General features: G+C 43.9%; 22 protein-coding genes, 1 tRNA gene and 1 other annotated feature. Of the genes, 5 read left to right on the top strand and 18 right to left on the bottom strand.

Annotation, left to right across the window (positions count from 1 at the left end):
* Nucleotides 1-9: 9 nt before the first annotated feature.
* The 3 genes from ACSYSH_RS00615 to thrS form a co-directional block, all read right to left on the bottom strand.
* The gene (locus ACSYSH_RS00615) at nt 10-669 is read right to left on the bottom strand and encodes a VTT domain-containing protein (protein WP_252774127.1); all 660 of its coding nucleotides are present in this window, start codon (nt 667-669) and stop codon (nt 10-12) included.
* Nucleotides 670-885: 216 nt separating this feature from the next.
* Nucleotides 886-2,244, bottom strand: a complete 1,359-nt coding sequence (locus tag ACSYSH_RS00610; RefSeq protein ID WP_252774128.1) for an amino acid permease — start codon at nt 2,242-2,244, stop codon at nt 886-888.
* Between the two features lie 97 nt (nt 2,245-2,341).
* Nucleotides 2,342-4,300: a threonine--tRNA ligase gene (gene thrS, locus ACSYSH_RS00605; protein ID WP_252774129.1), complete on the bottom strand. Its 1,959-nt coding sequence runs from the start codon at nt 4,298-4,300 to the stop codon at nt 2,342-2,344.
* A gap of 74 nt (nt 4,301-4,374) precedes the next feature.
* Nucleotides 4,375-4,588, bottom strand: a binding site (T-box leader).
* Between the two features lie 304 nt (nt 4,589-4,892).
* On the opposite strand from thrS, the gene ACSYSH_RS00600 reads away from it, so the two are divergent.
* Complete coding sequence (locus tag ACSYSH_RS00600) at nt 4,893-5,354, top strand: flavodoxin domain-containing protein (protein WP_489816393.1); 462 nt, start codon at nt 4,893-4,895, stop codon at nt 5,352-5,354.
* Nucleotides 5,355-5,483: 129 nt separating this feature from the next.
* Here the strand turns inward: ACSYSH_RS00600 and ACSYSH_RS00595 are convergent, their stop codons facing one another.
* The 4 genes from ACSYSH_RS00595 to serC all read right to left on the bottom strand — a co-directional run bounded on the left by ACSYSH_RS00595 (nt 5,484) and on the right by serC (nt 9,050).
* Entirely contained in the window at nt 5,484-6,209 is a 726-nt protein-coding gene (locus tag ACSYSH_RS00595) for a YebC/PmpR family DNA-binding transcriptional regulator (RefSeq protein WP_252774131.1), read from the bottom strand.
* A 75-nt stretch (nt 6,210-6,284) separates the two neighbouring features.
* Entirely contained in the window at nt 6,285-6,773 is a 489-nt protein-coding gene (locus tag ACSYSH_RS00590; protein ID WP_252774132.1) for a phosphatidylglycerophosphatase A family protein, read from the bottom strand.
* 16 nt (nt 6,774-6,789) lie between these two features.
* Nucleotides 6,790-7,965 (bottom strand): 3-phosphoglycerate dehydrogenase family protein, encoded by a 1,176-nt coding sequence (locus ACSYSH_RS00585; protein WP_491702638.1) that lies wholly within the window; start codon nt 7,963-7,965, stop codon nt 6,790-6,792.
* Nucleotides 7,959-9,050, bottom strand: a complete 1,092-nt coding sequence (gene serC / locus ACSYSH_RS00580) for a 3-phosphoserine/phosphohydroxythreonine transaminase (protein ID WP_491702629.1) — start codon at nt 9,048-9,050, stop codon at nt 7,959-7,961. The genes ACSYSH_RS00585 and serC overlap by 7 nt, the downstream gene beginning before the upstream one ends.
* Before the next feature lie 266 nt (nt 9,051-9,316).
* Between serC and ACSYSH_RS00575 the strand changes: the two genes are divergently transcribed.
* The 3 genes from ACSYSH_RS00575 to ACSYSH_RS00565 all read left to right on the top strand — a co-directional run bounded on the left by ACSYSH_RS00575 (nt 9,317) and on the right by ACSYSH_RS00565 (nt 11,485).
* Nucleotides 9,317-9,400, top strand: a tRNA-Leu gene (locus ACSYSH_RS00575).
* Nucleotides 9,401-9,812: 412 nt separating this feature from the next.
* Nucleotides 9,813-10,613: a sulfite exporter TauE/SafE family protein gene (locus tag ACSYSH_RS00570; RefSeq protein ID WP_491702630.1), complete on the top strand. Its 801-nt coding sequence runs from the start codon at nt 9,813-9,815 to the stop codon at nt 10,611-10,613.
* Nucleotides 10,614-10,834: 221 nt separating this feature from the next.
* Nucleotides 10,835-11,485: an NAD(P)-dependent oxidoreductase gene (locus tag ACSYSH_RS00565; RefSeq protein WP_489816391.1), complete on the top strand. Its 651-nt coding sequence runs from the start codon at nt 10,835-10,837 to the stop codon at nt 11,483-11,485.
* Between the two features lie 90 nt (nt 11,486-11,575).
* Here ACSYSH_RS00565 and asp3 read toward each other — a convergent pair whose 3' ends face one another.
* The 7 genes from asp3 to ACSYSH_RS00530 form a co-directional block, all read right to left on the bottom strand.
* Nucleotides 11,576-13,171: an accessory Sec system protein Asp3 gene (gene asp3 / locus ACSYSH_RS00560; protein ID WP_489816390.1), complete on the bottom strand. Its 1,596-nt coding sequence runs from the start codon at nt 13,169-13,171 to the stop codon at nt 11,576-11,578.
* Nucleotides 13,171-14,709: an accessory Sec system protein Asp2 gene (asp2, locus tag ACSYSH_RS00555; RefSeq protein ID WP_489816389.1), complete on the bottom strand. Its 1,539-nt coding sequence runs from the start codon at nt 14,707-14,709 to the stop codon at nt 13,171-13,173. The genes asp3 and asp2 overlap by 1 nt, the downstream gene beginning before the upstream one ends.
* Nucleotides 14,710-14,818: 109 nt before the next feature.
* Nucleotides 14,819-16,252: an accessory Sec system glycosyltransferase Asp1 gene (gene asp1, locus ACSYSH_RS00550; RefSeq protein ID WP_489816388.1), complete on the bottom strand. Its 1,434-nt coding sequence runs from the start codon at nt 16,250-16,252 to the stop codon at nt 14,819-14,821.
* Nucleotides 16,253-16,273: 21 nt separating this feature from the next.
* Nucleotides 16,274-17,107 carry a glycosyltransferase gene (locus ACSYSH_RS00545; protein ID WP_489816387.1) on the bottom strand — a complete coding sequence of 278 codons (834 nt, stop codon included), beginning with the start codon at nt 17,105-17,107 and terminating at the stop codon, nt 16,274-16,276.
* On the bottom strand, nt 17,104-18,555 hold the full coding sequence (locus tag ACSYSH_RS00540) for a glycosyltransferase (RefSeq protein ID WP_489816386.1): 1,452 nt from the start codon (nt 18,553-18,555) through the stop codon (nt 17,104-17,106). Before ACSYSH_RS00540 ends, ACSYSH_RS00545 begins: the two co-directional genes overlap by 4 nt.
* Before the next feature lie 91 nt (nt 18,556-18,646).
* Nucleotides 18,647-19,636, bottom strand: a complete 990-nt coding sequence (gene pta, locus ACSYSH_RS00535; RefSeq protein WP_489816385.1) for a phosphate acetyltransferase — start codon at nt 19,634-19,636, stop codon at nt 18,647-18,649.
* Between the two features lie 87 nt (nt 19,637-19,723).
* Complete coding sequence (locus tag ACSYSH_RS00530) at nt 19,724-20,401, bottom strand: uracil-DNA glycosylase (protein ID WP_489816384.1); 678 nt, start codon at nt 20,399-20,401, stop codon at nt 19,724-19,726.
* 104 nt (nt 20,402-20,505) lie between these two features.
* Here ACSYSH_RS00530 and ACSYSH_RS00525 point away from each other — a divergent pair, with 104 nt between their 5' ends.
* Entirely contained in the window at nt 20,506-21,234 is a 729-nt protein-coding gene (locus ACSYSH_RS00525; protein WP_491702088.1) for an SAM-dependent methyltransferase, read from the top strand.
* Between the two features lie 101 nt (nt 21,235-21,335).
* Here the strand turns inward: ACSYSH_RS00525 and cls are convergent, their stop codons facing one another.
* From cls to rnz, 4 genes are read right to left on the bottom strand one after another with little or no spacing between them, the layout of a single operon-like run.
* Nucleotides 21,336-22,808, bottom strand: a complete 1,473-nt coding sequence (gene cls / locus ACSYSH_RS00520) for a cardiolipin synthase (protein WP_491702089.1) — start codon at nt 22,806-22,808, stop codon at nt 21,336-21,338.
* A 55-nt stretch (nt 22,809-22,863) separates the two neighbouring features.
* On the bottom strand, nt 22,864-23,397 hold the full coding sequence (locus ACSYSH_RS00515) for an adenine phosphoribosyltransferase (RefSeq protein WP_489816381.1): 534 nt from the start codon (nt 23,395-23,397) through the stop codon (nt 22,864-22,866).
* Nucleotides 23,398-23,422: 25 nt separating this feature from the next.
* On the bottom strand, nt 23,423-25,513 hold the full coding sequence (gene recJ / locus ACSYSH_RS00510) for a single-stranded-DNA-specific exonuclease RecJ (protein ID WP_491702090.1): 2,091 nt from the start codon (nt 25,511-25,513) through the stop codon (nt 23,423-23,425).
* Nucleotides 25,500-26,456 (bottom strand): ribonuclease Z, encoded by a 957-nt coding sequence (gene rnz / locus ACSYSH_RS00505; protein WP_489816379.1) that lies wholly within the window; start codon nt 26,454-26,456, stop codon nt 25,500-25,502. The genes recJ and rnz overlap by 14 nt, the downstream gene beginning before the upstream one ends.
* Nucleotides 26,457-26,490 lie beyond the last annotated feature (34 nt).

Raw genomic sequence — 26,490 nt, 5'->3', positions numbered from 1 at the left:
ACTAATTTTTTACTGTTGCTTTTTCTTTTTCATCAATGATCGTAATACACCAATAACTGAAGGTAACAACGTCACCAAAACAATGCCCATAATAATCAATGAGAAATGTTCGCGGACGAAGGGAATGTTACCAAACAAAGCACCAGCACCGGTTGCAATGAAAGTCCATGAAAGCGCAGCAATCATAGTAAATTCAAGAAACTTACGAAAGTTGTACTTTGATAAACCAGCCACAGAAGGGACGAATGTTCGCACGATTGGAATATAGCGGCCTAAGATGATGGCCATCGCGCCTCGCTTCGCAAAGAATTGCTCAGCTTCTTCAATATATTTAGGCTTAATCATAATTGAAAACGGCCGGTGATTTAACAACTCGCGCCCGCCAGTTCGTAGAATCCAATAATTCATTGAATCACCGACAACAGAGGCAATAAAGAAAACCACCATAAAGACCCAATGATTCAAACCGGCTTCTTGGCCAGCTGGTGTCATTGAAATGGCACCAGCAGCAAACAACAGTGAATCACCTGGTAGAAATGGCAAAACCACTGCTCCAGTTTCAATCAAAACAATCACAAATAAAATCAAATAGGTCCAGATACCAAAGTGGGAAACCAAGTTTGCCAGGTGGACATCAATGTGCAAGGTAAAATCAATTATGCTACTCATTCTTTTCTCCGTTTTGTAAGGCCCAGCATCACGCTGTACTAGCCAGTGACATTCAACAAGCATAAGCCTATTGGGTGGTGGTTGTTGACAGGTTCTACTTTCTTACTAGGATACTGTTTTTTGGACTCAGCAACCATACCAATCAAATCTAAGCTTCTTCTGATTTATTTTCAGAATCCAAAGATAAAATTAGTCTCGTTTTTTCATCAAAACACGTTAAGCCTTTTTAAAGGCCTGGACAGTCGTAAAGACAATTAACCAGATAGTAGCGCCAATTGCGGGTACCATCGCACTTTGGTTAAAGAACAACGTCAGGTAAATCAGGACAAAGCCGATAATGGCAATTGGCACAAAGAACTTTGGCGCAATCATCAAGAAACCGTCCTTCAAGTAGTCGTTTGACTTACGGTACTGCCAGTAAGTTACCAGCGTCAACACATAAATCATGATAAACAAATCTGTTGAGGCAGAGGTAACGAAAGTAAAGGCATCCGAAATTTGTGGCAAAACGGCAATAATGGCAGAACAAGCCACCAAAGCTGCTGTAATCAAAACAGCATTAGCAGGCAACTTGTGCTTTGACATCTTGGTAAACGGCTTCAAGGCCTTGTTCTTTGATTCAACAGCCAATGAATAAAAGTTTCGTGAAGCTGAGAAAATCACAGAGTTCAAAGCAGAAGCAGCAGATGTCAAAACAACAAAGTTAACCAAAGCTGCAGCCCAGTTAACCCCAGCTAACTTAAAGACAACCACAAAGGGACTTTGGTTAGCTGGAATTTGTTGCCATGGATAGATAACCATGATGGTTGCCAAGGCGCCTAAGTAGAAAAACAAAATTCGGAAAGGAATTTGGTTAATTGCCTTTGGCAAAACCTTACGGGCATCCTTTGTTTCGGCTGCTGTCATTCCGATAAATTCCATTCCAACGAAAGCAAACATAACCATCTGGAAACTATTAATAAAGTTACCGACACCATTTGGCATCAGTGAGAAGTTACTAACCAAGTTGTTAACCGAAACTGGTCCTTGGCTCGTCTTAAAGCCGGTCAACAGCATGATAATTCCAGTAGCAATCAGTGACAAAATAGCCACAATCTTAATCATCGCAAACCAGAATTCAGCTTCACCATACAATGCTACCGCAATCAAATTAACTGAAGTTAAAATCACGAGAATCACAATTTGGATTAACCAAGCTGGCCATGATGGAAACCAAAATTGCACGTACTTTCCAATCGCTGTTAATTCGGCCATTCCCATGAAGGCAACGGTCAACCAATAAGACCAGGAAGCAAAAGTTCCAGTTTTCTTGCCCAAGTACTTAGACATGAAGGCAATAAACGTATGCTGGGTTGGGTCAGCATACAGCATTTCCCCAATCGCACGCATCACAACAAACATTAATAGGCCAATAACGGCATATGTCAGCAAAATTGCTGGTCCAGCAAAGTGAATCGAATCCCCGGCACCCATGAAAAGTCCGGTTCCAATCGTTCCACCGATGGCAATCAGCTGAACATGACGGTTACTGAGCCCTTTATCTCCCTCAAGAGCTCCGTTATTTTCTGAAGACATGATTTATCTCTTTTAATCCTTTAATTTTGCGTTTAAAAACACTCTTACAAACAACAAATCAATTCACTAGCGAGTGGCTTGATTGTTGGTGACTACATTACTCTTCTACTCGAGAGTAGTTGGCAACATCTTTTAAGACTAAGTCTTTAAAGGCGTCAGCCGACATCTTCTCTGTTGCTTGTTGACCATAGCGACGAACCGTAACCGTTTGGTTATCTTGTTCATCATCACCCAAGACCAACGTATATGGGACCTTTTTGGTTTGCGCTTCACGAATCAAATAGCCCATCTTAGCTTCCTTCGTTTCAACGTTGGCACGCAAGCCGGCTTCCTGCAGCCCTTGCTTAATCTGGTTGGCATAGGCACCATGAGCACCGTTGTTAACAGGAATAATTTGCACTTGCAAAGGTGCTAGCCAAGTTGGGAAAGCACCCTTATAGATTTCAATCAAGTAGGCCGTAAAGCGTTCCATCGTTCCAACAATACCACGATGGAGCATCACTGGCCGATGATTGTCTTGACCATCCTCACCAACATAAGTCAAATCAAAGCGTTCTGGCAACAAGAAGTCCAACTGGATGGTTGACAATGTTTCTTCACCACCCAAGGCCGTCTTGGTTTGAATGTCCAACTTAGGACCGTAAAAGGCCGCTTCACCTGGAGCTTCGAAATAATCCAAGCCCATGTCGTCCATGGCCCGCTTCAACTGCGCCTGTGACTTTTCCCACATTTCATCGTCATCAAAGTACTTGGCAGTGTTTTCAGGATCACGGTATGACAAACGGAAACGGTAATCCGTGATATTAAAGTCTTCGTAGACAGCCATTGTCATCTTCAAAATTGACTTGAATTCTTCTTCCAATTGGTCTGGTGCCACGAAAGTGTGCCCATCGTTCAAAGTCATTTCACGAACACGTGACAAACCAGTCAAGGCGCCAGACTTTTCATAACGGTGCATCATACCCAATTCAGCAATACGCAATGGCAAGTCGCGGTAAGAGCGTGGCTTGTGCTGGTAAACTGAAATGTGAGAAGGACAATTCATTGGACGCAATTCCAAGTACTCGCCATCCCCCATGTCCATTGGTGGGAACATGTCTTCACGGTAGTGATCCCAGTGACCCGAAGTCTTATACAAGTTCAAGTTTGACAAAACTGGTGTGTAAACATGCAAGTAATCGTTGGCCAATTCCTTGTCGACGATATAACGCTCCACTTGGCGGCGGATAGTTGCACCATTTGGCAACCAAACTGGTAACCCTGAGCCAACCTTTTGACTCGTAAAGAACAAATCTAAGTCACGCCCAATATTACGGTGATCACGTTCCTTGGCTTCAGCACGACGTTGCAAATCGGCTTCCAAATCTTCGGCATTCCAGAAGGCCGTTCCATAAACACGTTGCAAAACGGCGTTATCTGATTGACCACGCCAGTATGAACCGGCAACAGAAACCAACTTAAAGTGCTTAATCCAACCAGTTGATGGCACCAAACCACCACGGTCTAATTCAATATGTTCACCTTGAACAGCCACCGAAATCGGCTCGTCTTCAGGCAAATCATTAATCAATTCCACCTTATATGGGTCGTCCTTGAAAGTTTCCAAGGCTTCAGCACGAGTAATTTCATGTGACAAGATTGGCAAATCTTCTTTAACAATCTTCTTCATCATCGCTTCGATTTCTGGAAAATCTTCCACAGAAACTTGGTTTCCAGCACCGTTATCAGTATCGTAATAGAAACCATTTTCGATAAATGGTCCAACTCCGAAGTGTGCATGAGCAAACTTTGGCAAGCGACGCATTGCTTGAGCAAGCAAGTGCGCGGTCGAGTGACGCAGGATGTCCAATGATTCCTCGTCGGCGGTAGTGATTAATTGAAAATCACCACCCGCGGTCAGAGGATCATTCATCCCAACATAGTGTCCATTCAGCTTTGCTGAAACAGACTTTTTTGCCAATGACTTTGCAATGGAACTTGCAACATCAATGGGCTTGATGCCAGCTTCGTAAGACTTCTTAGCGCCATCAGGGAAATTTAATGTAATTTCTGCCATTATGATTGCCTTCTTTCTTTTTTCAATTGCTGATTTGGAAAATAAAACATAAAAAAACCCTTTGTGCGTTTGCACAAAGGGACGTGTCACCGTGGTACCACCCAATTTCCAGATAAAACCAATATCTGGGTCTTTGAGACAGCTAACGGTGTCATCCGGGTTAACTTTCAATTCCTACTCGCTAACCATTCAGAGGTAGTCAAAAAATTAGAGTCCTGCTTACTTCCACCAACCGTAAGCTCTCTATCAGGACTTGCTAACCTAAGTTATCCTCATCAGCAATTTCTATGATTAAATATAACACGACCAAAAAAAAATATCAATTATTTCGCATCAGCCAAAACCTGGGCCAGTGCCTGGCGGGCTTTGTCATCATGGTCCAAAATGCCATTATCATAAACGTTTTGCAAGGCTGCAACTTGGTCTTTATTCAATGCCATATCAAACATCCTCCTTGTATTTGTGACTATTATAAGATAAGAATTTTAAAATTACCAGTCTTTCAAATCAGCTTAGCTCTTCTTTTGTGCAAACAGAGCCACAGTAAATTTTGTATAATAGTACTAAATCTCATAGCCAAAGGAGGCAGACAATGCCTGCAGCAAATCTCACAGCCCAAGTCGTTTTTGCCACAATCACTGGCAACAACGAAGCCGTTGCCGATATTTTAGTTGAAGAACTTGAAAACCAAGGAGTTTTTGTTAAGAAAAGCGAAATCTCTCAAACCGAACCCGAAGAATTACAAAACTTTGATCTCGGTTTTGTTGTCCCTTACACATACGACGAGGGATCACTCCCCGATGAAGGCCTCGACTATTTTGATGACCTCGCTGACGTGGCCTTAACTGATTTTACCTATGCCTTAGCAGGTTCTGGTGACACCTTTTACGGTGACCTCTATTGCCTAGCACTTGACGCCTTTGATGAACAATTTCAAAAGACCGGTGCCAAGCGTGCCGGTGAATTAACCCGGATCAACCTCTATCCGAGTGACCAAGATCGCGAGAAATTATTAGCCTTGGTCCAGGCTGCATTAGCCCAGGTACAAAAATAAATAATTAAAAGCGTTCAAACGAATAGCACAGATTAAAAATTAACGAGCGCTTCACTCCTCTATTAGCAAGCAGCAAAAAAGGCAAGCCCAATCGGGCTTGCCTTTTTTAATTAGCCTTGAAAGTCAAAATTAGTCTTCAGCAGTTGTATAAACAGCCAAAACATCTTCGTTTTCTTCCAGTTCATCGACTAAACTATCCAACTTTTCACGATCTTCATCAGAAATCGCCATTGGGTTTTGCGCAATCATTGAAACTTCAGCATCAGCGAATTGATAACCAGCTTCTGTCAATGCAGCTTCGACAGTCTGGAAATCGCTTGGCTCTGTGTAAATCTCAAATGCTTCATCAGAAGTTTGTACATCTTCAGCGCCTGCTTCCAACGCCGCTTCCAAAATAGTGTCCTCATCCAAATCAGGGTTCTCTGAACGGTCAATCACCAAGTAACCCTTGCGGTCGAATTGGAAGGCAACTGAGCCAGAAGTCCCCAGTGATCCACCGAAGTGCTTGAATGAATTCCGTACAGAAGAAACTGTTCGGTTAATGTTATCAGTTGAAGCTTCAACCAAAACGGCCACTCCAGCTGTTCCATAACCTTCATAAGTTACTTCTTCGAACTTGGCACCACCGGCACCTGAAGCTTTGTCCAAAGCTCGTTGGATGTTATCCTTCGGCATGTTCGCTGCCTTAGCCTTGTCAACAACTAAACGCAATGAAGCGTTCATTTCGGGATCAGCACCGCCAGCCTTTGCTGCAACATATAAGTCGTGCGCAAGCTTTTGGAAAATTTTTCCACGCTTAGCATCTTGGGCGTTTTTACGACCTTGAATGTTATGCCATTTACTATGTCCTGACATTGTGTCTTCTCCTTAAAAAATTAAAATACAATTTATTGTAACAAAAATCGCATTGATTAACCAGAGAAAATTCGATTAGTAATCGTTTCCACCAAGAACCTCAAGGTAAGTCATCGCAGCAGATGAAATCAAGGCTGCTAAGATATCGTCCAAGTAAACGTTGACGGTATCGGTCCGATCGTTAATTTCACCGATCAAGCCAGGCTTTTCATCGTCCAAACGTCCATAATGCACCGTGGCTGCGGCTGAGAATTGTTGGGTAATGCCGATTGCCAAAATTTCATCGACATTGTGACCATTAGCATCACGCTGCAATCGGGCCTTCAATGGTTCTGAATCAGGCATCAAAACTGCTTGTTCATCCAAAAAAATGGCTGTCAAAATGATGTCGGCGACTTCATCCTTGTGCAACACCCGGTTAATCGCCTTATCGAGGGCATCCCCATCAACTTCATCATGAAACTTCTCAATCAAAAAGGTCTCTGTTCCTTCAAAAACGTCCTGCAACGTAACGCCACGGGCAATCAATTTCTCAATGGCTGCTTGTTGGAGTGCTTCTGTCATTTTTTATTTCTCCCCTTCAATCCTTGTTTTGATACAATTCAACGTTCAAAACGTTTTCAATGGCTGCTAGGTTATCGACAATATTGTCCTCTTGTCCTAATGGTAACTGATTTAGCGCCAAAAGGGTATAGGCATAGTCACCAACTGCGCGGTTTGATAATTCTTCGATGTTTAAGTCAAGCTCCCCGACGACCTTTGTAATTTGCCCAATCATATTTGGCACGTTATTGTGCAAAACGCCCAACCGATACTTAGTTGTAAAGGGTTCGTTAATATCTGGGTAGTTGACTGAATTCACAATATTGCCACTGGTCAAATAGTTGTCTAATTGTTTGGCTGCCATCAAGGCAGAAGTATCTTCTGCTTCAACCGTTGATCCACCAATGTGTGGCGTAATGATTACCTTGTCATGATCAAACAAGACATCACTACTAAAATCAGTAATAAACATCCGCAACTTATCAGCATTCAAAGCCTTCACCGCTGCCTCATCGTCGACAATGCCACCCCGGGAGAAGTTAATCAAAGCCGCATTTGTCTTCATTTCTGCCAATTTAGTGGCATCAATAAAGTGGTGGTTTTCTTTCGTATAAGGGATATGCACCGTGACAAAATCAGACTGCTGCAGGACCTCATCGACACTTTTGGCATGCGTAATATGCCGATCAACACGCCAAGCAGTATTAGCATTCAGTCCTGGATCATAACCAATGACCTTCATGCCAAAAGCCAAGGCGATATTAGCAACTTTCGATCCAACATTCCCAAGGCCAATGACGCCAAGCGTCTTTTCATACAGTTCCGTACCACGGTAACCACCCTTGTTGACTTCCGTGCGCAGTGAAACATCGCCCCCACGAACTTGGTTAGAAAAATTAATCGCCCCCACGATTGGTCGGGCTGCCATAATCAACGCGGCCACTGTTAATTCCTTGACAGCGTTGGCATTGCCACCGGGAGTATTAAAGACTGGAATGCCCCGTTTGGATAAATCAGTCACCGGAATATTATTAAAACCGGCTCCGGCACGAACAACGGCCTTAACTGAGTTTGGAATTTGCTCCTTGTGTAAGTCTTGGGAGCGCAACAAAAGACCATCGGGGTCCTGGTCACCGTTAATCTCATAACCATGATCCTTCAAATAGTCCAAACCGGTATGACTAATCGCGTTATACGTTTTAATGTTCATGATTTGTGTTCCCTCTCCGCTTTCTGCAAAAATGTAATCAATGCCTCGACAGCTGTCATCGGCTGGGCATTATACAAGGATGCCCGAAAACCACCAACCGAACGGTGACCGGCAAGGTTGTGCAGGCCCTCTTGATCAGCTTGCCAGCTGATTTTTCGATCTAAATCATTGTCTCCCGTTGTAAAGACAACGTTTGTTAAGGAGCGTTGCTGACCACAAACAGGGACTTGATAAAAATCAGACTGATCTAAATAATCATAAAGGCGCTTGGCCTTCTTTTGATTGTTTAAGTAAAGTTGCTTGACACCTCCCTGTTCAAAAACCCAATCCAAAACAAGGCTGAGGGCGTAAATACTAAAGACGGGCGGAGTGTTGTACATCGAGTCCTTGTCGATGTATGACTGGTAACGCATCATTGGGCCAACACCTTCAATTTTTTGCTCAGCAAGCCAATCTTTTTTAACGATGGCGAGCGTGACACCGGCAGGCCCCAAGTTCTTTTGGGCTCCGGCAAAAATGGCTGAAAAATCAGACACATCGTAAGGCTCAGCTAGAATATTAGAAGACATATCTGCCACCAAGTGTCCAGGAGTTTTAGGCAAGTTTTCTTGATGGTAAGTGCTACCTTCAATAGTATTGTTGGTGGTGATGTGGAGATAGTCATAGTCAGCAGCAGCAAAATCAGCTGGTAACTTTGGCAAAGAGCGGTAGTGGTCTGGCTTTGAGCTAGCGACAATTGTGGCTTCTTTGCCAACTGCTTGCGCGGCCTTGGCTGCCTTATTGGCAAAGTTACCGGAATCTAAAACCGCAATTTTGTTCTTCTGATTGGCCAGGTTGAGAGGGAGCATCTCAAACTGTAGAGATCCCCCACCTTGAATAAAGAGCACAGCGTAATCGTCTGGGATGTCCATCAATTGACGCAGGCGTTCTTCTGCATGATGAATAATCCCATCAAACTGGGAGCTACGATGAGAAATCTCTAAGATACTGTAATGCGAGTTTTCTTCCTTCTCCAAGTCTTCTCGAATCTGCTTAATCACCGAACTCGGCAGGACCCCTGGCCCAGCCGAAAAGTTATAACTACTCAACGTTTTTCCTCCTTCTGCACCAACAAAAAAACACAGGGCAGCTTCTAGCGCCCCGTGCCCAATACGGTCAAAATAAAAGAACTGAAAGACACACAGTAAACTTAAAAGTTCAGACGCCAGCGGCTGATTGTAGTCCATCAATCGTTGGTAAGTCCCATTACCTGCGGGCCTACTTCTCCTCGATTAGTATCCATTTTAAGAAAATTTTAATTAAAGTCAAGACTTGTAATTAGGACTTATCCAAGGTATAATTTTACTTGTTTGTTGCCGATGTGGCGGAACTGGCAGACGCGTACCGTTCAGGTCGGTATGGTGATTTCACCGTGCAGGTTCGATTCCTGTCATCGGCATAGAACAATGCTTTAAAACAAGCATTTCTAGCTTCAAGTGTACAAAAAATGTACAAAACAAATAAAAAACACCTCAAATCTTAATTGACTTGAGGTGTTTTTTATTTTTTCTTATTCTAGCTGCTCAATAGTTCCCACAAATTCATGACCACTACCAGCGCTTACTACTACATATTTGAGTTTTACTCTTTCTCCTTACACTGAAATTCAACCGAAAAAAAGGTGAAAAAACACAAAAGTGTAAATTTTATTTAAAAAGCAAAACAGTTTCCCACCAGAATTGCTTTTCTGTCGGGAAAATTCTATACTCATAACTGTTGTTCTTGTTAATTTTTCTAACATTTTTATCCAAGGACCGATTTTTGTTATTTTGCAAAAAAATAAAAACATTTCAAAGGAGTCCTTCTTTTTTATGATAACAGACCATTATTTACAAGCCTTTCTTTTCCTGCTGCCGATGGGCATTTTAGCCGGAATTGTCAGTACTACTGCAGGGCTGGCCTCTCTTGTTTCCTACCCCGCGCTTTTAGCAGTTGGGATTCCACCAATTTTTGCTGATGTTACCAACACCGCCGCCCTCGTGATGACTGGTTTTGGTTCCATGTTTTCTTCCAAAAAAGAATTAACCAGCCATAAAAAAGAATTGATTAAAATTTTTCCATTAACTATTTTAGGATCAATCTTTGGTGCTTGGCTACTCCTATCACAGCCCGCTTCCTATTTTTCTAAGATTGTTCCCTTCTTTGTCTTGCTTGCCGGTTTACTCCTTTTTTCACAAATCAATAAATCGAAGTCAAACCCGCTCAACTTGACTCGTGATGAATCAATGGAAAACGATGCCCATTCACCAGTCTATAAAACAGTGATTTCTGTCGCCATTCTGTTGGTTGGAATGTATTGTGGTTACTTCGGTGCGGCCGGTGGCGTGATGCTTTTAGCCATCCTTTCTGCCACGACCACGATGAACTTCTCATCCTACAATGCGGTCAAGAACGTTTCCCTTGGTGCATCAAACTTGATTGCAACCCTGATCTACGCCTTTTCTTCCCACATTTACTGGGGACTGGCACTACCAATGGGGATTGGCCTCTTCATCGGTGGCTATATCGGTCCAAAAATCGTCCGCGTTATTCCAGATAAGATATTAAAAATCATTGTTAGTATTTTAGCAGTCTTGCTAGCTATTGACCTCTTCGTGAAGGCTTATTTCTAAAAGTAAATCCGCATCATCCAAAAGAGTTGACCAACTACCGGTCAGCTCTTTTTGCTTTCTTCAAAACTCGCAAGATTCATTGGTGAAACCAACTATCAGACCTATAATCAATTTAGATAGTATGGTATAATTTCTTTATTGTATCTTTTAAAAATACAATAAGAGACACTACCTCTTAAATTCAACTAACCATCATACGCTTAGCATCGAAAGGAGTTTTCATGAAAGTATTAATTATTGGCGCAACAGGAATGGCAGGTTCCGCAACAGTTAAGGCAGCATTGGCTGCCGGCGATGAAGTCACTGCCAACGGTCGGTCAGCCGACAAACTTGCTGATTTGAAAAAGGAATTTCCAACCATTAGGACATTGCAAAAGGATGCCTTTGAATTAACACAAGATGATTTGGCAGCTTTTGACGTTGTCGTCGATTCTTTTTCAGCTCCAACCAAGGCTTTCTTGCAAATTGACCTGGCTGCCCACCTCGTTCACCTCGTCCGTGAACAAGAAAAGCCACGCCTGGCCTTTATTCTTGGTGCCGCTTCACTCCATACCGGAGATGACCGTCACCTCTTGCTTGACGATTTAAAGAAAATTCCAGGATCAGAAGAATGGGTGAGTGTACCAGCCAACCAGGTTCTCGAACTCGATTTTTTGAGAAGTGTTGAAAACGTTTCTTGGTTTGGAATTTCACCATCGATGGACTTCATTGCTGGCCCAGCCGATCCTAAGCCATTAATGGGACAAGATGATCTTTTGACCAATGATGAAGGAAAATCAGTGGTGACAAGTGCTACCCTGGCCAACGCCTTAGTGGCCGAATACCACGATCCAAAACATCCTAACCAACGTTTTACCATTGCTAACCACTAATCAATGATTTGTTAACAAAAAGGCCCCGAAATTTCAAATTTTCGGGGCCTTTTCAGCGTTCACAACATGTTCACGGTTATCATTATAGGATTAAGTTCGATTTCTAGTGAAAAAGCCCCGAAGCTGTTTCTGGCGGTGACCTTCAGCACTAGCATCTCGTTCTTGTGTATTCGTTTGCTCTGACTTCATAGGTTCTTTTGCGCTCGTTGAATCTAATTCTACAGATTCTTCTAAGTAATTTTTATCTGGTTCTGGTGTTGCAGTGGTCCCCTCAACAGCCTGGGTTGTTTTTCCCTGAGCCGAATCAATTAATTGCAAAGCATCTGGTGACTCTGACAATTTGTCAACTACCTGATTTTGATTCACCGCAACCCCTAACTGAGATAGTACAGATTCTTGCCGATCTTGCGTCAATGGGGGTAAATCACTCGGCACTAAAACTGGTCCTAATGGCGGCAAAGGTTGATCAGGTGCGACGTCTTGATTGGTAGCAGTGACGAACAGACTTTTTTCACCAGCAACTTTCTCTGGGTGCTGCTGGCCATCTGAATTACTGTCTTGCTTTTTCTTCATTGACGAATCACGGTTGACCTCACCGCCCCGAATTTGCTTTTTTTGCGTCTGCTCATCTTTTTTACGTTGCTTTTCTTCCTCACGGGCTGCTCGAATCCGTTTCAGCTTTTCCTGCCGACTTTCTGGCCATTCAGGATAAGCTAATTGCTGCAGAAGTTCTGTCTGAGGGCGGATAACCTGGATGGGACTAGCACTTTTCGCCAAAGAGTAGTGAACCAATAAACTGTCATTGGCATCCAGCAATCTTTCAATTTGTTCTGGTAGTGAGGACAAAAAGTCCGATAAATCAGCTGAATACCGGTCAATCCCTGCTGGCAAAACAAGCTGGTCGGGATTGGCAACAATTGCTTTTGCCCCTTTCACGGCCTGCCGGTATTGCAATGCCATCATGGAGGAAACCAAACCATAGCCAACAAATTCAACGTCCTTAGCACGAGCTTGCTTTTTGGCTTGATTGATCACTTTCAAGACTTCTTCATTATAAAAATCTTGGCAATGAAGCAAATCAGTCGCAAGGTACAAAACTGCCTGCGGTGATTTTTTCACCGCGTGAATTGGATAAGCTGTTTGACGAAATTCTGGTTCCGAAAGAATCACTCGCAGGGTTTTACTAGCCAACTGATTTGGCATATCCAGATACGCCCCGAGGAATTCGGTAATTTGCTGGTCCTGGTCGAAAAGCCAGCCAGCCACTTTTTCCGCCACCGTTACCTCATAAAAAGTAAAATCACCCGTCCCAGCCGACATTAAGTCTAATCGGTAGTGATCATAAATCCTTGGAACCTTTAAATCCAAAAAGTCGCCGTTTTGGTACTGGCTACTGATAACTTGATCCTTTTCGTCAAAAAAAGTCCAGTTCAAGTAGGCGTGCATTCGTTTGGAATTTTGCACCCGCCGAGTGGTTTGATAAATGCGACCCGGCTTCAATCGGGGTAAATCAGAAAAAGACTTATCCTGATAATAATTCGCTGCATCCGTCCATGAGGCAATGACTTGGCCAGAAGGCAAAAAGTGGTTCGTATAATGAACCTCATCCTCCTTGATAAAGTCAACAATTGCTCCCTGCAATTCATGAAGGGCCGTTTGCGGTTGCCAATAAATTTGATATTGCATTAACGCCAGCCCTCCTGTTTAATAACTTTGGCCTGTCGACCAATCTCTTTTTTCAAAAATTCAACCATCGCCTCTACTTGATCTTCATGATAACCGGGCATTTGCTCGCGATTAACGGCGACATGATGATGACGGAAATATTCCAATAGTTTTGGTAATGATTCCCCATCATATTCGTCCTGAGTCGTCGTAAAGAGCGAAACCTCACCATTACGCCAAGTCAATTGATCCAACGAATGCCAGAGTTTTTGATTTAAACGTTCAGTATCCGATCGATCAAGCCGACCGGTTAACAAATAGCGAACATCTAAAATCCAATCATGGTTAACACCGCTATGAGCAAAGTCCCCCTTGGCAGTGAAGGTTCCCAAATTGATAATTGGCTTAGCCAACACCAAGTGATCAGCAGCAACCTGACCCGCATAGTACATTGCTGCGTAAGAACCCATTGAATATCCAGCTAAAATCAGTTCGTCGTCTGTTACTCGCACTGCCTCTTGAGCGCTCCTGATTTTTTTCTTAATCAAGCCCTCGTATTCTTCATTGCCGACCATGAAAGCACCGCCTTGGGCTCTGGGATCCGTCAAAAGTAAGTATGGATAGCCCAAATCAGACAGTGGCCCCATCATCTCAAATCCTTCCACGTGAAGGCGAGTGCCGACGAAGAGCACAACCAGTGGCCCCTTTTTAGTGCCCGGGTTAAAGTAAGAAAGAACTTCCTGCCCATCCTCAGTCATATCCCGACTTCCACCAGGCAAAAAATACCCTAACCCGTGGCGAGACCGCCGTTGGTGCACATTATGCAGGTTCAGGGTTCCCTTGCCCTTGGCAAGCACGAGAATTTGATAATCCTGGTACGAAGCTGGCGCCTTAATCGCCGTCAATCGCCGCATTGCAGGTCCTTGAATCATCTGTAATTGCTGTAAATGACCATTATGGTAAAACACAAAACACAATGCTAATTCAGCATCCCCAGTCTGTTCGTAATCACAGTAGACAAGGTTCTCTTGTTCTGGCTGATAGTCCCCTGGAAAGGTTTTCAACGTGCCAATTTGCTGGTAGTCAGCGCCAAAATCGCCATCAATCGCCGTCGAAAACCGCCCCGACCGCTTGAGCTGCCAACGATAATTTTTGACCGGCAAAAATTGCGTTTCAGAGAAACGAGTTGGAAAACCAGCTTGTCCCAAATATAAATCACGAATAATTCGATCAGCCACCTCTGCTGGCTTTTTTTCCTGAAAATAAAATGCACCACGATCATCTAGCGCCTGCTGCAACTCCCGGTTGAAGCCAACGGTATTTCCCAAATAAATAACTCGATAAGCCGGCCACTCCCTGATTTGACGAGACAAAACAGTCGAATCAATCACGAAATCGGTCAACAAAACATATGTATAAGCTAAAAAACTGGGATCTTGTTGTCGAGCCAACAAGAAAGGTAAGTCCAAGCTAGTAGTATAATGCCAGTCCAAATTTTCGTTTTGAACTTGGTCGGTCCAATCCACTTCTCCAATTTGTAAAATTGACATCTGGGCCATCACGGTCCTCCTTCAAAAGTTATTCAATAGTTAGTTGTCCTTCATCGCATCAGCCAAGCTATTCCCGTTTAACTCAATTACCTTCTGACGGCTAACTTTTTGTTTAAAATCAGCGTAACTCAACCCGCCATTTAGCAGCTAAAGCGTCACTGGCATAGTCCGATTGAATCTTTAGCAAAGAATCCTGAACTCCCTGCCAATTTTGTTGATCCAAGAGCCAATTCAAACTCGTCACAATATCACTAACACTTTGAACGTGCTTTGTCTCTGGTGCCTGGTAGGCCGTTTGGGTTTTGGTCAGAGAAGGCAGCCCGTATGCCAAGGCTTGTGCTTGTAGCGACAAATCGACCTCATCGGCGAGATCAATCACGACCGATGCGGTTTGCAGATACTCCTGTCGCTTTTGAGGTGTCTGCCAATCAACTAGAACAAACTGAGCAGGCAACGTCTCTAACCGTTCGGGGGACAAAGTTTGGCTCTGCGCCAACTGACCTAATTTTGCGGTTAACAATTGCTGAAAGCCAACCTGCCACATATCATTTTCAACAATAATCACCAAATCATCATGCTCAATCGCCAAGTCAAAAAGTGTGGTAAAGATATGGTTGGCATAATCAACTGAAAGCGAACCCAAGCGCCAATAGCAAACAAAGTGCTTCTTTGGTACAGCATTTTTAGTCGCCAAATCAACAGAAAAGGGTCCCAAAACAAGCGGTTGGTGAACTAGGTTGAAAGCAGATGAAAGTGGCACTTGCCCCGTGACAGTTTCAAAAGACAACAGATCGTTTGGACCCAATTTTTGGCTAGTTTCAGCCCCGTAAAATGGATAGTCCAAGACTAAGACCCGCTGATTTCCTTTGATTTGCTGAGCAATGGCTAAATTTTTTACCGAAGGTTCGACCAGGAGGGTTTGGTCTGACAGCGATTGGAGATGCAAAACCACCAGTGATTCAATCAAGACCCCCATTTCAGTAAAAGTTTGCTCAGAACCGTCCGGTAACAGCGCCTTCACTTGACCGGTCTGACAGTCCTCTTTTGCAACAACCGCGCCACTTTGGCTAAGATAGTCAATCGTCTGCAATGATTCTTCTTGGTAGGTCAATACCCGTGAAACAAAGCCCCGATCATCAATCGTCAGTTGTTGCTCAAGTTGACCATTTTTCAGCAAATCAATGCGATCAATCAAATCTGCTTTGGGATAAGTAAAATAGATTGTCGCATAGTGGACTAAGTCAACCAAGACCACGATTCGGTCATACATGCGAACAAATTCAGCATTTTTTGGCCAAGTAAAATCAGTTAAATCAAGTGGCTGACGATCCTTTTGCGTTACTTGTTGCAATTCGTCATAGGCTGACCAATATTGAATGGCTTCAATCTGCGCCTGACCCAGCCAGGTTCTCAACCGTGGCAAGTAATTGGCAAAAATAACCGTCACCTGGTCTTCGGCACGCAAAAAGAGCTTGGTCAAAGCCAGACTACTATCAACTTCGTTTTTTGAGTTCGAATTTTCTTGCCAGGTGGGCAATAAGAATATGTTCAAGGTTTCTCTCCTTTATCAACCTCAAGCGAACAGTTCAACCTTATCTAAGGGAAGTCCCGCCTTCTTTAGTTTTTCGTGGTCACTTTTTGCCACCAATACACGGCTAACACCATATTTTTGTTTCGTTAAGACCATGACCAAATCAGGCCAGACATTTCCCTGTTCATCCAAAACACCCTGTGGCAGGGCCAGAGTTGACCCCGTTGGTGCTAAAACTAAACAACGGTCAACTGTACTAATTTGGACATCGCAGTGTCCCTGCTTTGCTATCACATGTTCCAAGTAATTCTCGGCAGAATCATAGTGGCGCTGCCTTTGATCAAGAACAAAGTTGCGCATCCCTTGAAAATAAAAGTCTTGGCAAACCAGCTGATCAAAGCCAACGTAAAAATCAGATTGAAGCAGTTGGCCATTACTAAAATATTGTTTGGCGAACAAACGGCCATTGCGTTGATAAATGTCTTTACGCTCGACTTGACCACCTGCGTTCTGCCAAGTCACGGCCTGCACGAGGCGGTTAGAATTGGCGAACCAGCGTACGTCCGCCACCAAGTGTCCAGCCACGGAGATACTCTTCGTCCAATCCTGATTGACAACTAATTGACCCTGGTTAGGAACTTTTAAATCATAAAACCAGAGTCCCTCACCAGCTACTTGATCGGCCAAATAACTTTGACTACAAAGGTCAAAAACTTGGTGTAATTCTAAGCCAAGATCACGGGCAATTTGAACAGCATCTTCATGTGGGGTTGCCAGCCAAAGTTCATCCAACTCACCAGCCAGCACTTGATTAATTTGCCAAGCAACTGCCTGCTGGTTTCTTTCATCAAAACTATTAATTAGTGCAGCTTTCATGCTAGTTCATCCTCCAATTCCACCCATTTTTCAGTAACCTTTTCTGTCAAAAATGGCCGGCAAGAAGCGATTGCACCAGCTGAAAGCCGATCGTAATCTTGGAAACAAGATAAAATAGCCTCCGCAAGCTGGACCACATTGTTGTTACGATCAGCATCGGTTGTTAAAAAATCAGCCAAATAACCATTTTCACCGGGATGGATCAATTCCTTAGCGCCAAAGTTATTTGCATAACTAGCAACTGGGAGGCCCTGACTTAATGCTTCCAGATAAGTCAAGCCAAATCCCTCAGAGTATGACGCGGAAACAAAAACATCATAACGCTGCAAATCCTTTGTCACATGCTGAGATAAACCAGCTAAGACAACGCGATTAGTCAAACCAAGATCCTTAATTTGCTTGGCTAATTTTTGCTGCTCGGCCCCGGCACCATAGATAGTCAAATTGACGTCATGACCACGTGCCACTAAAACGTGAACAGCATCAATAATTTGGTCAATGTGCTTTTCTTCATGCAAACGCGAGGCTGTCACCAAATTTAGTTTTTGATTCTTCCTGGTCTTTTTTTGGCCAAGACTCGTTACCCCACCAACGGGAATGGCATCTATCTTATCGAGGTTTTTCGCTGCGGTATAACCTTGCAAATCACTCTTTAGAGCCTCTTTTTGTGCCTTGGTTGCCACAACAACCGCATCATACTGGTCCAAATGATCCAATGTGTACTGATAAAAATTATTAAAAAGAATGTGCCCGTTCTCTTCACTCACCTTGTGGTTAGCATGAACCATGCCAACAATTTTCTGCGTCGAACCCGCTACTTTTTGTCGGACCAGGGCTTCATCATAGAATGTTCCCCGATCAATAAAATACGTATTTTGTCCAAAATGTACTTCAAGTTGATTTAAGAAAAAAGTCACTAACTCGTCAAAAGTCAAGAAATAGTAATTTTCCCCTAAGAAATTCGTCAGATGAATGTCCTGCATGATTTTTTCACCTGGCCCCTGTCGATACGACCACTCGACCTGATGTGTCCCCTTCGTCAAGGAAACATAAGCATCATCAACAATATAGATATTTTTTTCTGTATTAAAAATCTTATCGCGTAAACGACGAATTTGGTAATTACCGGAACTTTGAGTCGTAATCATGCGCTGCGTATCGGTTTGATCAATTAAAATCTTTTCGTGGCTCTTGTGCACTTCGTCAGCAGGCAAACCATTATCCAAGTAGTCAAAAGGGTCGGCAGCTAACAAAAAGTCATAAAGACCAATAACCTGATTTTCTGGTAAATGCCATTCACGCATATGAACATGCAAATCTTGCAGTAAATCAGTAAAGACAATTTTGAATGGTAATTGTCCCTTTAAAAAGCACTGGGCCCGATAGAATTGAGCATGTTCAACGCCCGAATTGCCGTGACCCATACCTTGGTTAAGAAAAAAATTCATAAAGACTCATACTGCTTTCATTCAGATTTTTGTTAAAATAATGGCAAGAAAGGGCTAACCAAGGACTCGGTTACCCCTTTAATGCACTTAATTAACGTTGTGCCAGAGCCTGAGCTGCTGTGATGATGGCTACCTTGACCACATCATCTTTAGAAGCACCCCTGGAAAGGTCTGAAACCGGCTTGGCCAGTCCTTGCAAAATTGGGCCAATCGCCTCAAACCCGCCCAAACGTTGGGCAATCTTATAGCCGATATTCCCCGCTTCCAAACTTGGAAAGACAAAGACATTCGCCTGACCAGCCACCGCTGAGTCGGGTGCCTTGGCATTAGCTACCTTTTCAACAACGGCTGCGTCAAATTGCAAATCGCCATCAATTTGTTCGGCTAATTCTGGTGCCAATTCCTTGGCTATCTTTGTCGCTTCCTGAACCTTTTCAACTTGGGCACCCTTAGCAGACCCCTTCGTTGAAAATGAAAGCATGGCCACCTTTGGCTTGATACCAAAAATCTTAGCAGTATGGGCTGATTGAATAGCTATTTGGGCCATCGTTTCAGCATCAATGTCGATATTAATGGCACAGTCAGCAAAGACAAAACGCTGATCTCCTTTTTGCATAATAAAGGCACCAGAAATTCGGCGCGAACCAGGAGCCGTCTTAATTAACTGGAGGGCTGGACGTACCGTATCACCAGTTGGATGCACTGCCCCAGAAACCATCCCCTCGGCAGCCCCCATTTGGACCAGCATCGTACCAAAGTAATTTTCATCTTGGAGCCACTTTTCAGCTGTTCTTTCATCCGTCTTGCCCTTACGGCGCTCAACTAAGGCCTTAATCATCTTGACGCGTTGATCTGCTGAAACGGTTTTGATATCAACAATTTCCACCTGGTTTAGACTTAATTGAAGTTTCTTTGAAAGGGCAACAATCGCCTCTTTTTCACCCAAAATAATTGGGTTGACCAAGTCTTCTTGGGCCAATTCAACGGCTGCTGTCAAAACCCGCTCGTCGGTTCCCTCAGGAAAGACCAGGCGAATTTTTTGGCCCTTAATTTCTGTTTTAAACTGATCGAAAAGTGACATATTTCTGCTCCCTTTTGTTCGTTAGTCTTTTCTAAAGTATACCAAAATTTCTTTCTTTTATTAGCCCTTTACGGGCAAATTTCAAACTTATTTCAACCAGTTAACAGGCACCTCTTGGTGCCTTTCTAAAAAGGCATTGGTCTTTGAAAATGGTTTAGAACCAAAGAAACCTCGATAGGCAGCCAATGGGCTTGGGTGTGGTGCCATTAAAATGAGGTGTTTTTCAGCATCGATTAAACGCGCTTTTTGCTGAGCTGGCTTCCCCCACAGGATGAAAACTTTTGGCCGTTGATCAGCACTCGCTGCCTTAATCGCTGCATCTGAAAGCTCTTCCCAGCCTTTTTTTTGATGGCTATTGGCTTGACCGGCAGCAACCGTCAAAACCGTATTTAACAGCAAAACACCTTGACTTGCCCATGTTGTTAAATCATGGCTTGACCGATTAAACCCGACATCACTGGCCAATTCTTTTAAGATATTACGCAATGACGGTGGCGCTGCTAAAGTATCAGGCACTGAAAAGGCCAGACCCTGGGCCTGACTTTCGCCATGATAGGGGTCTTGACCTAAAATAACTACTTTCGTTTGCGCTAACGGTGTCTTCTCAAAAGCCAAAAAAACGTTTTCACGCTGCGGATAAACTGGTTTTTGAGGATTTTGATAAATTTCATTTAAAAATGATTCGGCCCGGTGCTGATAGCCTATTGGCAAAAGAGGGGCTAAGGCCTGGTCCCAGTCAGTTTTGGTCAAAGAAAAATCAGCCATAGTGTATACTACTCCTAATAAGACATTTCATTAACACTGTACCAAAGAAAATGATGAGAGAAAACGCCACCTAAAACGTTTTTACCCAATCTTAAGGACTCTTTATGCTTAGCCGAGACAAACTACTTGATTTAAAAGAACAATACATGGCCGACCCACAGTCACTAGCCAAAATTGATGCGGTAATTCAAACTCTGACAGCCCTTGATTACCAACAGCTGCCACCGCACCAGCTCCCCAATCTTCTCGAAGATGTCAAATCCTTAAGTCGCCATCCAGAACGTCTCCTTCTTGATGACGCATTAGCACAGCTAAGGGAAACACTGATTGTCAACTACGGGCTCTGGTTTTTACCAAACACAGATTGGGTTCAGGATTTAGTCCGCTTCGCCGATTCTCGACCGATTGTTGAGTTAATGGCCGGTAATGCCGCACTTTCTGCTGCACTAAAAGCGCAAGGACATGTTGTGACAGCTGTCGATAATCTCGATTGGAGTGGACAGGATAATCAACGGCCTGTCCCCTGGACAGCCGTTAGCAAACAAGCTGCACTCACAGCCGTCAAAGAGAGTCTCCACAAAGCCGATGACCCAAATTCTAAACCAATTTTTGTGATGGCTTGGGCACCAGATACCAGTGATGATGACTGGCAAATTTTACAGTATCTGCGGAGCCAGTCCCAACCTTTTCACTTAATTGTCATTGGTGAAAAGAATGGTGCCACCAATTCAAAAAAATTCTGGCAAGAGGCTGATTTGGAATTAAATGCTGTTTTAAATCAGCATTATCGAGCCTTTGACATGATTCAAGATGCCGTTTATCTGGTACATTGATCAGTTAAGCAAGATAAAAATTTATTAATTTTAACAAAAAAGAAGGCCAAAGCCTTCTTTTTTTGATCGACCTAAGTCTGGAGACAATATCAATCTGATTTTTATAAAATTGGTGCCAGCAGCCTGGCGACATACTGTTTAAAGACCAGCCAACGGCCCTGTTGGGCAAAACTCGTCACCGTTTGCTCACTGGAAACAGTTAAATCCTGCTTAAAGACATGGGCAAGATGATGAGCTAAGTCAGAGTCGTATAGAAAGGCATTCACTTCGAAATTCAACTTAAAGGAACGAAAATCCAAATTAGCCGAACCAACAGAAGCCAAATGGTCATCAACCACCATCGTCTTAGCGTGCAAGAAACCATTTTGATAATAATAAATCTTAATTCCGTACTTAGCTAACTGCGCAGCATAGTACTGGGTAGCTCGATAAACAAAAGGGTGGTCTGGCATACAAGGGACCATAATTCGGACATCAACGCCCGAGTTAGCGGCAATTCGTAAAGCATCAAAGGTTGAATCATCGGGGATTAAATAAGGTGTTTGAATCCAGCAGCGTTTTTTGGCCAATTGGATTAAGCGGATATAGCCCATCTTAATTTGTTCGTCATCTGTTTCAGGACCGGAAGTCACAATTTGTAAGTTTGACTTGCCCTGCAACGCTAATGACAACGGTGGAAAGTAACAGTCTGACGTCACCGCCATCGGTCTCTTAGGATCAGAGGCGTTCCAATCCAACAAAAAATGAGCTTGAAGTGAGTAAACGCCCGAACCTGTCATTCGCAAGTGGGTATCGCGCCAATGGCCAAATTTTTTATCACGGCCAAGGTATTGGTCGCCAATATTAAAGCCACCAACATAGCCAATTTTACCATCAATCACCACGATTTTACGGTGATCACGAAAGTTCAGCTGAAAATCGATTAGTGTCAGTCGCCTTTTCAAGAAAGGCGCAGCATGACCGCCCGCCGCTCGCAAGGGTGCAAAGAACCGCTTGGTGGTTCCAAAAGATCCCAGGGCATCGTAAATTACGTGCACCTCAACACCGGCTCGAGCCCGTTCAACTAAAATATCTCTGATTTCATGACCCAGCTTGTCACTATAAAAAGTATAGAACTCAAGGTTAATATTTTTTTCTGCCTGCCTCAAATCCTCTTTTAAGTGGTCAAAGAAAGCCCGACCGGAAGTCAGGACTTTCACCCTATTTTTTGTTGCCAAGGAGGTTTGATTAATATTTTGAAACAGTGTCACCAAAGACTGGGCCTGAACTAAGGAAGCTTGCGTTTCGTTAAAATGCGGAACGAACCCCTCTCGTTTACCACGCTCATCGGCTTCTTGAATCAAATCGGCGATTTTTTCATTCATCGCCGATGTATCCTGGCCTTGATAGGCAAAAAGCCGGCGCTGTGATAGCTTCCGGCCCGCAAAAGAATAAATAATAAAACCAAGAACCGGAATTAAAATCAGCACCAAAATCCAAGCCCAAGTAGCGGCGATGTCTCTTGGTTCCCGAAATACCGTAATAACGGCAACGGTTGTATTAATCATTAAAAGTACTAATAGTGTTGTGAGCATCTGCTTGCCTTTATTTCACCCTGTGAAAGTCCGGTTTTGTACCAGCTGCTAGTCCTTAGTATTCCATCAAAGCAACAAACGGTACTTCGCCGGCTTCCATAATCTTCTCTCGACCGTGGAGGTCCTCTAATTCAATAATAAAGGCAACCCCGGCCACAACGCCACCTAATTCTTCCACAATCTTTCGGGTAGCATTGATGGTTCCACCAGTTGCTAAAAGGTCATCAACAATCAAGACCCGTTGCCCTGGTTGGATAGCATCCTCGTGAATTTCCAACTCATTAACACCACCGTACTCCAAAGTATAAGAAGCTGAGACGGCTTTACGGGGTAGCTTACCAGACTTACGCGCTGGTACAAAACCGATGCCCATGGCATAGGCCAATGGTGAACCAACAATGAAGCCCCGTGATTCTGGTCCAGCAATCAAGTCGACATCTAAGTCTTTGGCGAAGTCAACAATTTGATCAATTGCCTGCTGATAAGCTGGTCCATCACCCATCAATGGTGAGATGTCACGGAAAGAAACACCAGGTTCTGGATAATCTTCCACAGTGGCAACATAATCATGTAAATCAATTTTACTCATTTTTTATTTCCTCAAACCGGGTTCATTAACCGGCAAAATACCGCTGGTATGTGACAGAGTTTGCCAAGGGCTTTTTACTGGTACTTGGTAAACACAAAATGGTCCCTGCATTCATTTTAACAAAACCAAGGTCCAAAAAGACCTGAATCATTAATTTAAATTGCTTTTCTTGCATTGAAAGTTCGGATAATACAACTTCTAAATGCCCGATAATGTCCAAATTTTGGTGTCCGTACAAATATTTATATAATCTGGCAAAGTCTTGACTATTCGTTTGACCGATTACCTGGGCCAATGTTTTGGATGAATTTTTAACCGTAGCTTGTGCAGTCTGGGCTGTGTGGGCTACTTGCTTGTTAACCTGACGAACAGCTGGCCCCATTGGCGTAGGCTGACCTTGTTCCGTTGCGACAAAGGCTAAATCTTCCAGCATCAGCTGCAACCTAGTTTTACCGGCAAAGGTATTTACACCAACCTTACCTGCTAGTGTTGCCTGCCTTTTTTCTTGGGCTTCTTTCACCAACTCGGGCTGGTTGAAGGCCAAAGCTTCAACAAGGCCCCGCCCACCACGGAAATTCAGCTTCAAGTGTTGATTGAGCGCTCCCATTGATTGCACCGACTCTAACGGTACATCCTCAACAGCAATGACCGGCTGTGGGTTTCCTTGCCCAAATGGCTCAAGTAAGGCTAATTGCTGGTAAAAGTCAGGCGTTAAAAGACGTGGCTGCACAACCAAATTAACAGCCAATTTTTGATCAGCAAATTGCAGGTCGGCCCCATCTTGTTGAACCAAGCTTTGGACTACCGGCAATTCGTCCAGCACCATGCTCACTCCTAAAGCACCAGCATGACCACCGAAACTAGTAAAGTGATCACTATAGGCCTGCAAGAAGGTGTGCAAATCAAAGTCCCCAAAGGACCGACCAGAACCCTTGTAAACGCCATCAACGAGTGCAAGAACCACCACGGGCTTTTTCACTAATTCGGCCAAACGGGCAGCGACAATGCCAAGAATCCCCTGGTGCCAATCTTGACCGGCAATCAGTAAGATATTGTTCTGCTGATTTTTTTTGTCTAAAGCTTGCTCTTTTGCCTGGTCAAAAACAGTATCCACTAAAGTTCGGCGTTGATCATTGAGCTGTTCGACTTCCTTAGCAATTGCCTTAGCTCGGTCCGGGTCCTTTGTTAGCAAAAGTTCCAACCCTAACTGACCATTGGCTAGTCGACCAATTGCGTTTAACCGTGGCGCAATCTTGAAACCGATCGTCTCAGCTAAGATTGCTTGTCCCTTGGCATGTTTGGCACTCTTTAACAGTGCTGCTAAACCAGGTCTGGGATTTTCCTCAATTTGCTTAAGTCCCCAGGTCACAAAGGCTCGGTTTTCATCAGTCAAAGAAACCACATCGGCCACAGCCCCCATGGCAACCAAGTCCAAAAATTCTACTGGTAAGTCTTCCAACGATTCAGCGGGTTGGCCATCGGCTAAAATTGCCTGGGCAACCTTAAAAGCAACCCCCGCTCCTGATAAATCAGTAAAAGGATAGTTTCCCTCTGGATGACGTGGGTGGATGATCGCATAGGCCTCAGGCAAGGTTTCTGGCAGTGCGTGATGGTCAGTCACGACCACATCAATGCCAGCACCTTGCGCCCAAGCAATCGCCTCGTGCCCACCCACACCGTTATCAACGGTGATAATCAAACTTGCACCGGTTTCTTCAACTAAGCGTTGATATGTCTTCAGATTAGGCCCATACCCATCTTCAAATCGGTTTGGAATGTAGGGGGTGACTTCTGCACCAAGCGAGGTTAATGTTTCCACCATAATCGCGGTACTCGTGATGCCATCGACATCATAGTCACCGTACACCAATATTGGTTCGGCAGTAAACACCGCTTCTTGAATCCGCTCCACTGCTTTTTCCATATCGAAAAATTCGTTTGGATCATGAATACTTTGAAAATCAGGGTGCAAAAAAGCTTGGGCCTCTTTAACATCCTTGATGCCGTTTTGCACCAAAAAACCTGCTGTAACTGGGTTTAAGTGTAATTGTTCCTGTAACCATTGGCTACTTGTTTGATTCGGTTGGTCTAACAACCGCCAATTACTTGGTACCATGCTGCTCCTTCTTGAATGGGACATCAACCACGTCGAAGTCACGGGCAACATAGGTATTTGGGAACAAATGCTTCACATCGCTTATGAACTTCTTTAATAATGGGCCAATATAGCGGGCAGAGATGTGGACTAAGACTAATTTGCCAATATGACTGTCAAGTGCGAGGTTAGCCGCATCACGAGAGGTGGAATGTCCATGTGCCCGTGCTAATTTACTTTCTTCTTTACTTTGACCATAGGTTGATTCGTGGACCAAAACATCTGCACCTTGTGCCAAAATCTTGGCTTGGTCGTTTGGAAGTGTATCCAAAATAAAGGTCACGACCCGGCCCGGCTGGGCTGGGCCAAGATAATCCTGACCGTTAATCACACGACCATCGTCCAAGGTAACTGTTTCGCCAGCCTTTAAGCGGCCATAAACAGGACCGGCCGGAATTTGATCAGCCTTTACCTTATCAATCAGCAACTCTCCTGGATGTGCTTTTTCTTCCACCCGAAAACCCCAGGCCTCAATTCGGTGCTTCAAGGGAGCCGCGACCACTCGGAAGGTTTCATCTTCAAAGATCGTTCCGACCTCAATTTCCACATAGTGAACTGGATAAGACAAGTGCGTATCTGAAATTCGTAAAGCCGTTTGAACAAAAGACTTCAAACCCTTGGGGCCATAAATCGTCAGTGGTTCACTTTTATCGGCACCCTGAAAAGACCGGGAGGACAATAAACCAGGTAAACCGAAGATATGGTCGCCATGCAAATGGGAAATAAAAATTTTTTCAATCTTTCGCGGGCGAATTGTTGTTTGCAAAATTTGGTGCTGGGTCGCTTCCCCAACATCAAAAAGCCACACAGCATTCCGTTCATCAAGCAGCTTCAAAGCAATGCTAGCCACATTGCGAAATTTAGATGGTTGGCCCGAGCCGGTTCCTAAAAATTCCAGTTCCATCGGTCTTGTCCTTTATCCTCTATTCGATCTACCG

It is taken from the genome of Fructobacillus sp. ESL1117 (genome assembly GCF_058508565.1).
This window is presented reverse-complemented; position numbering and strand designations above follow the sequence as displayed.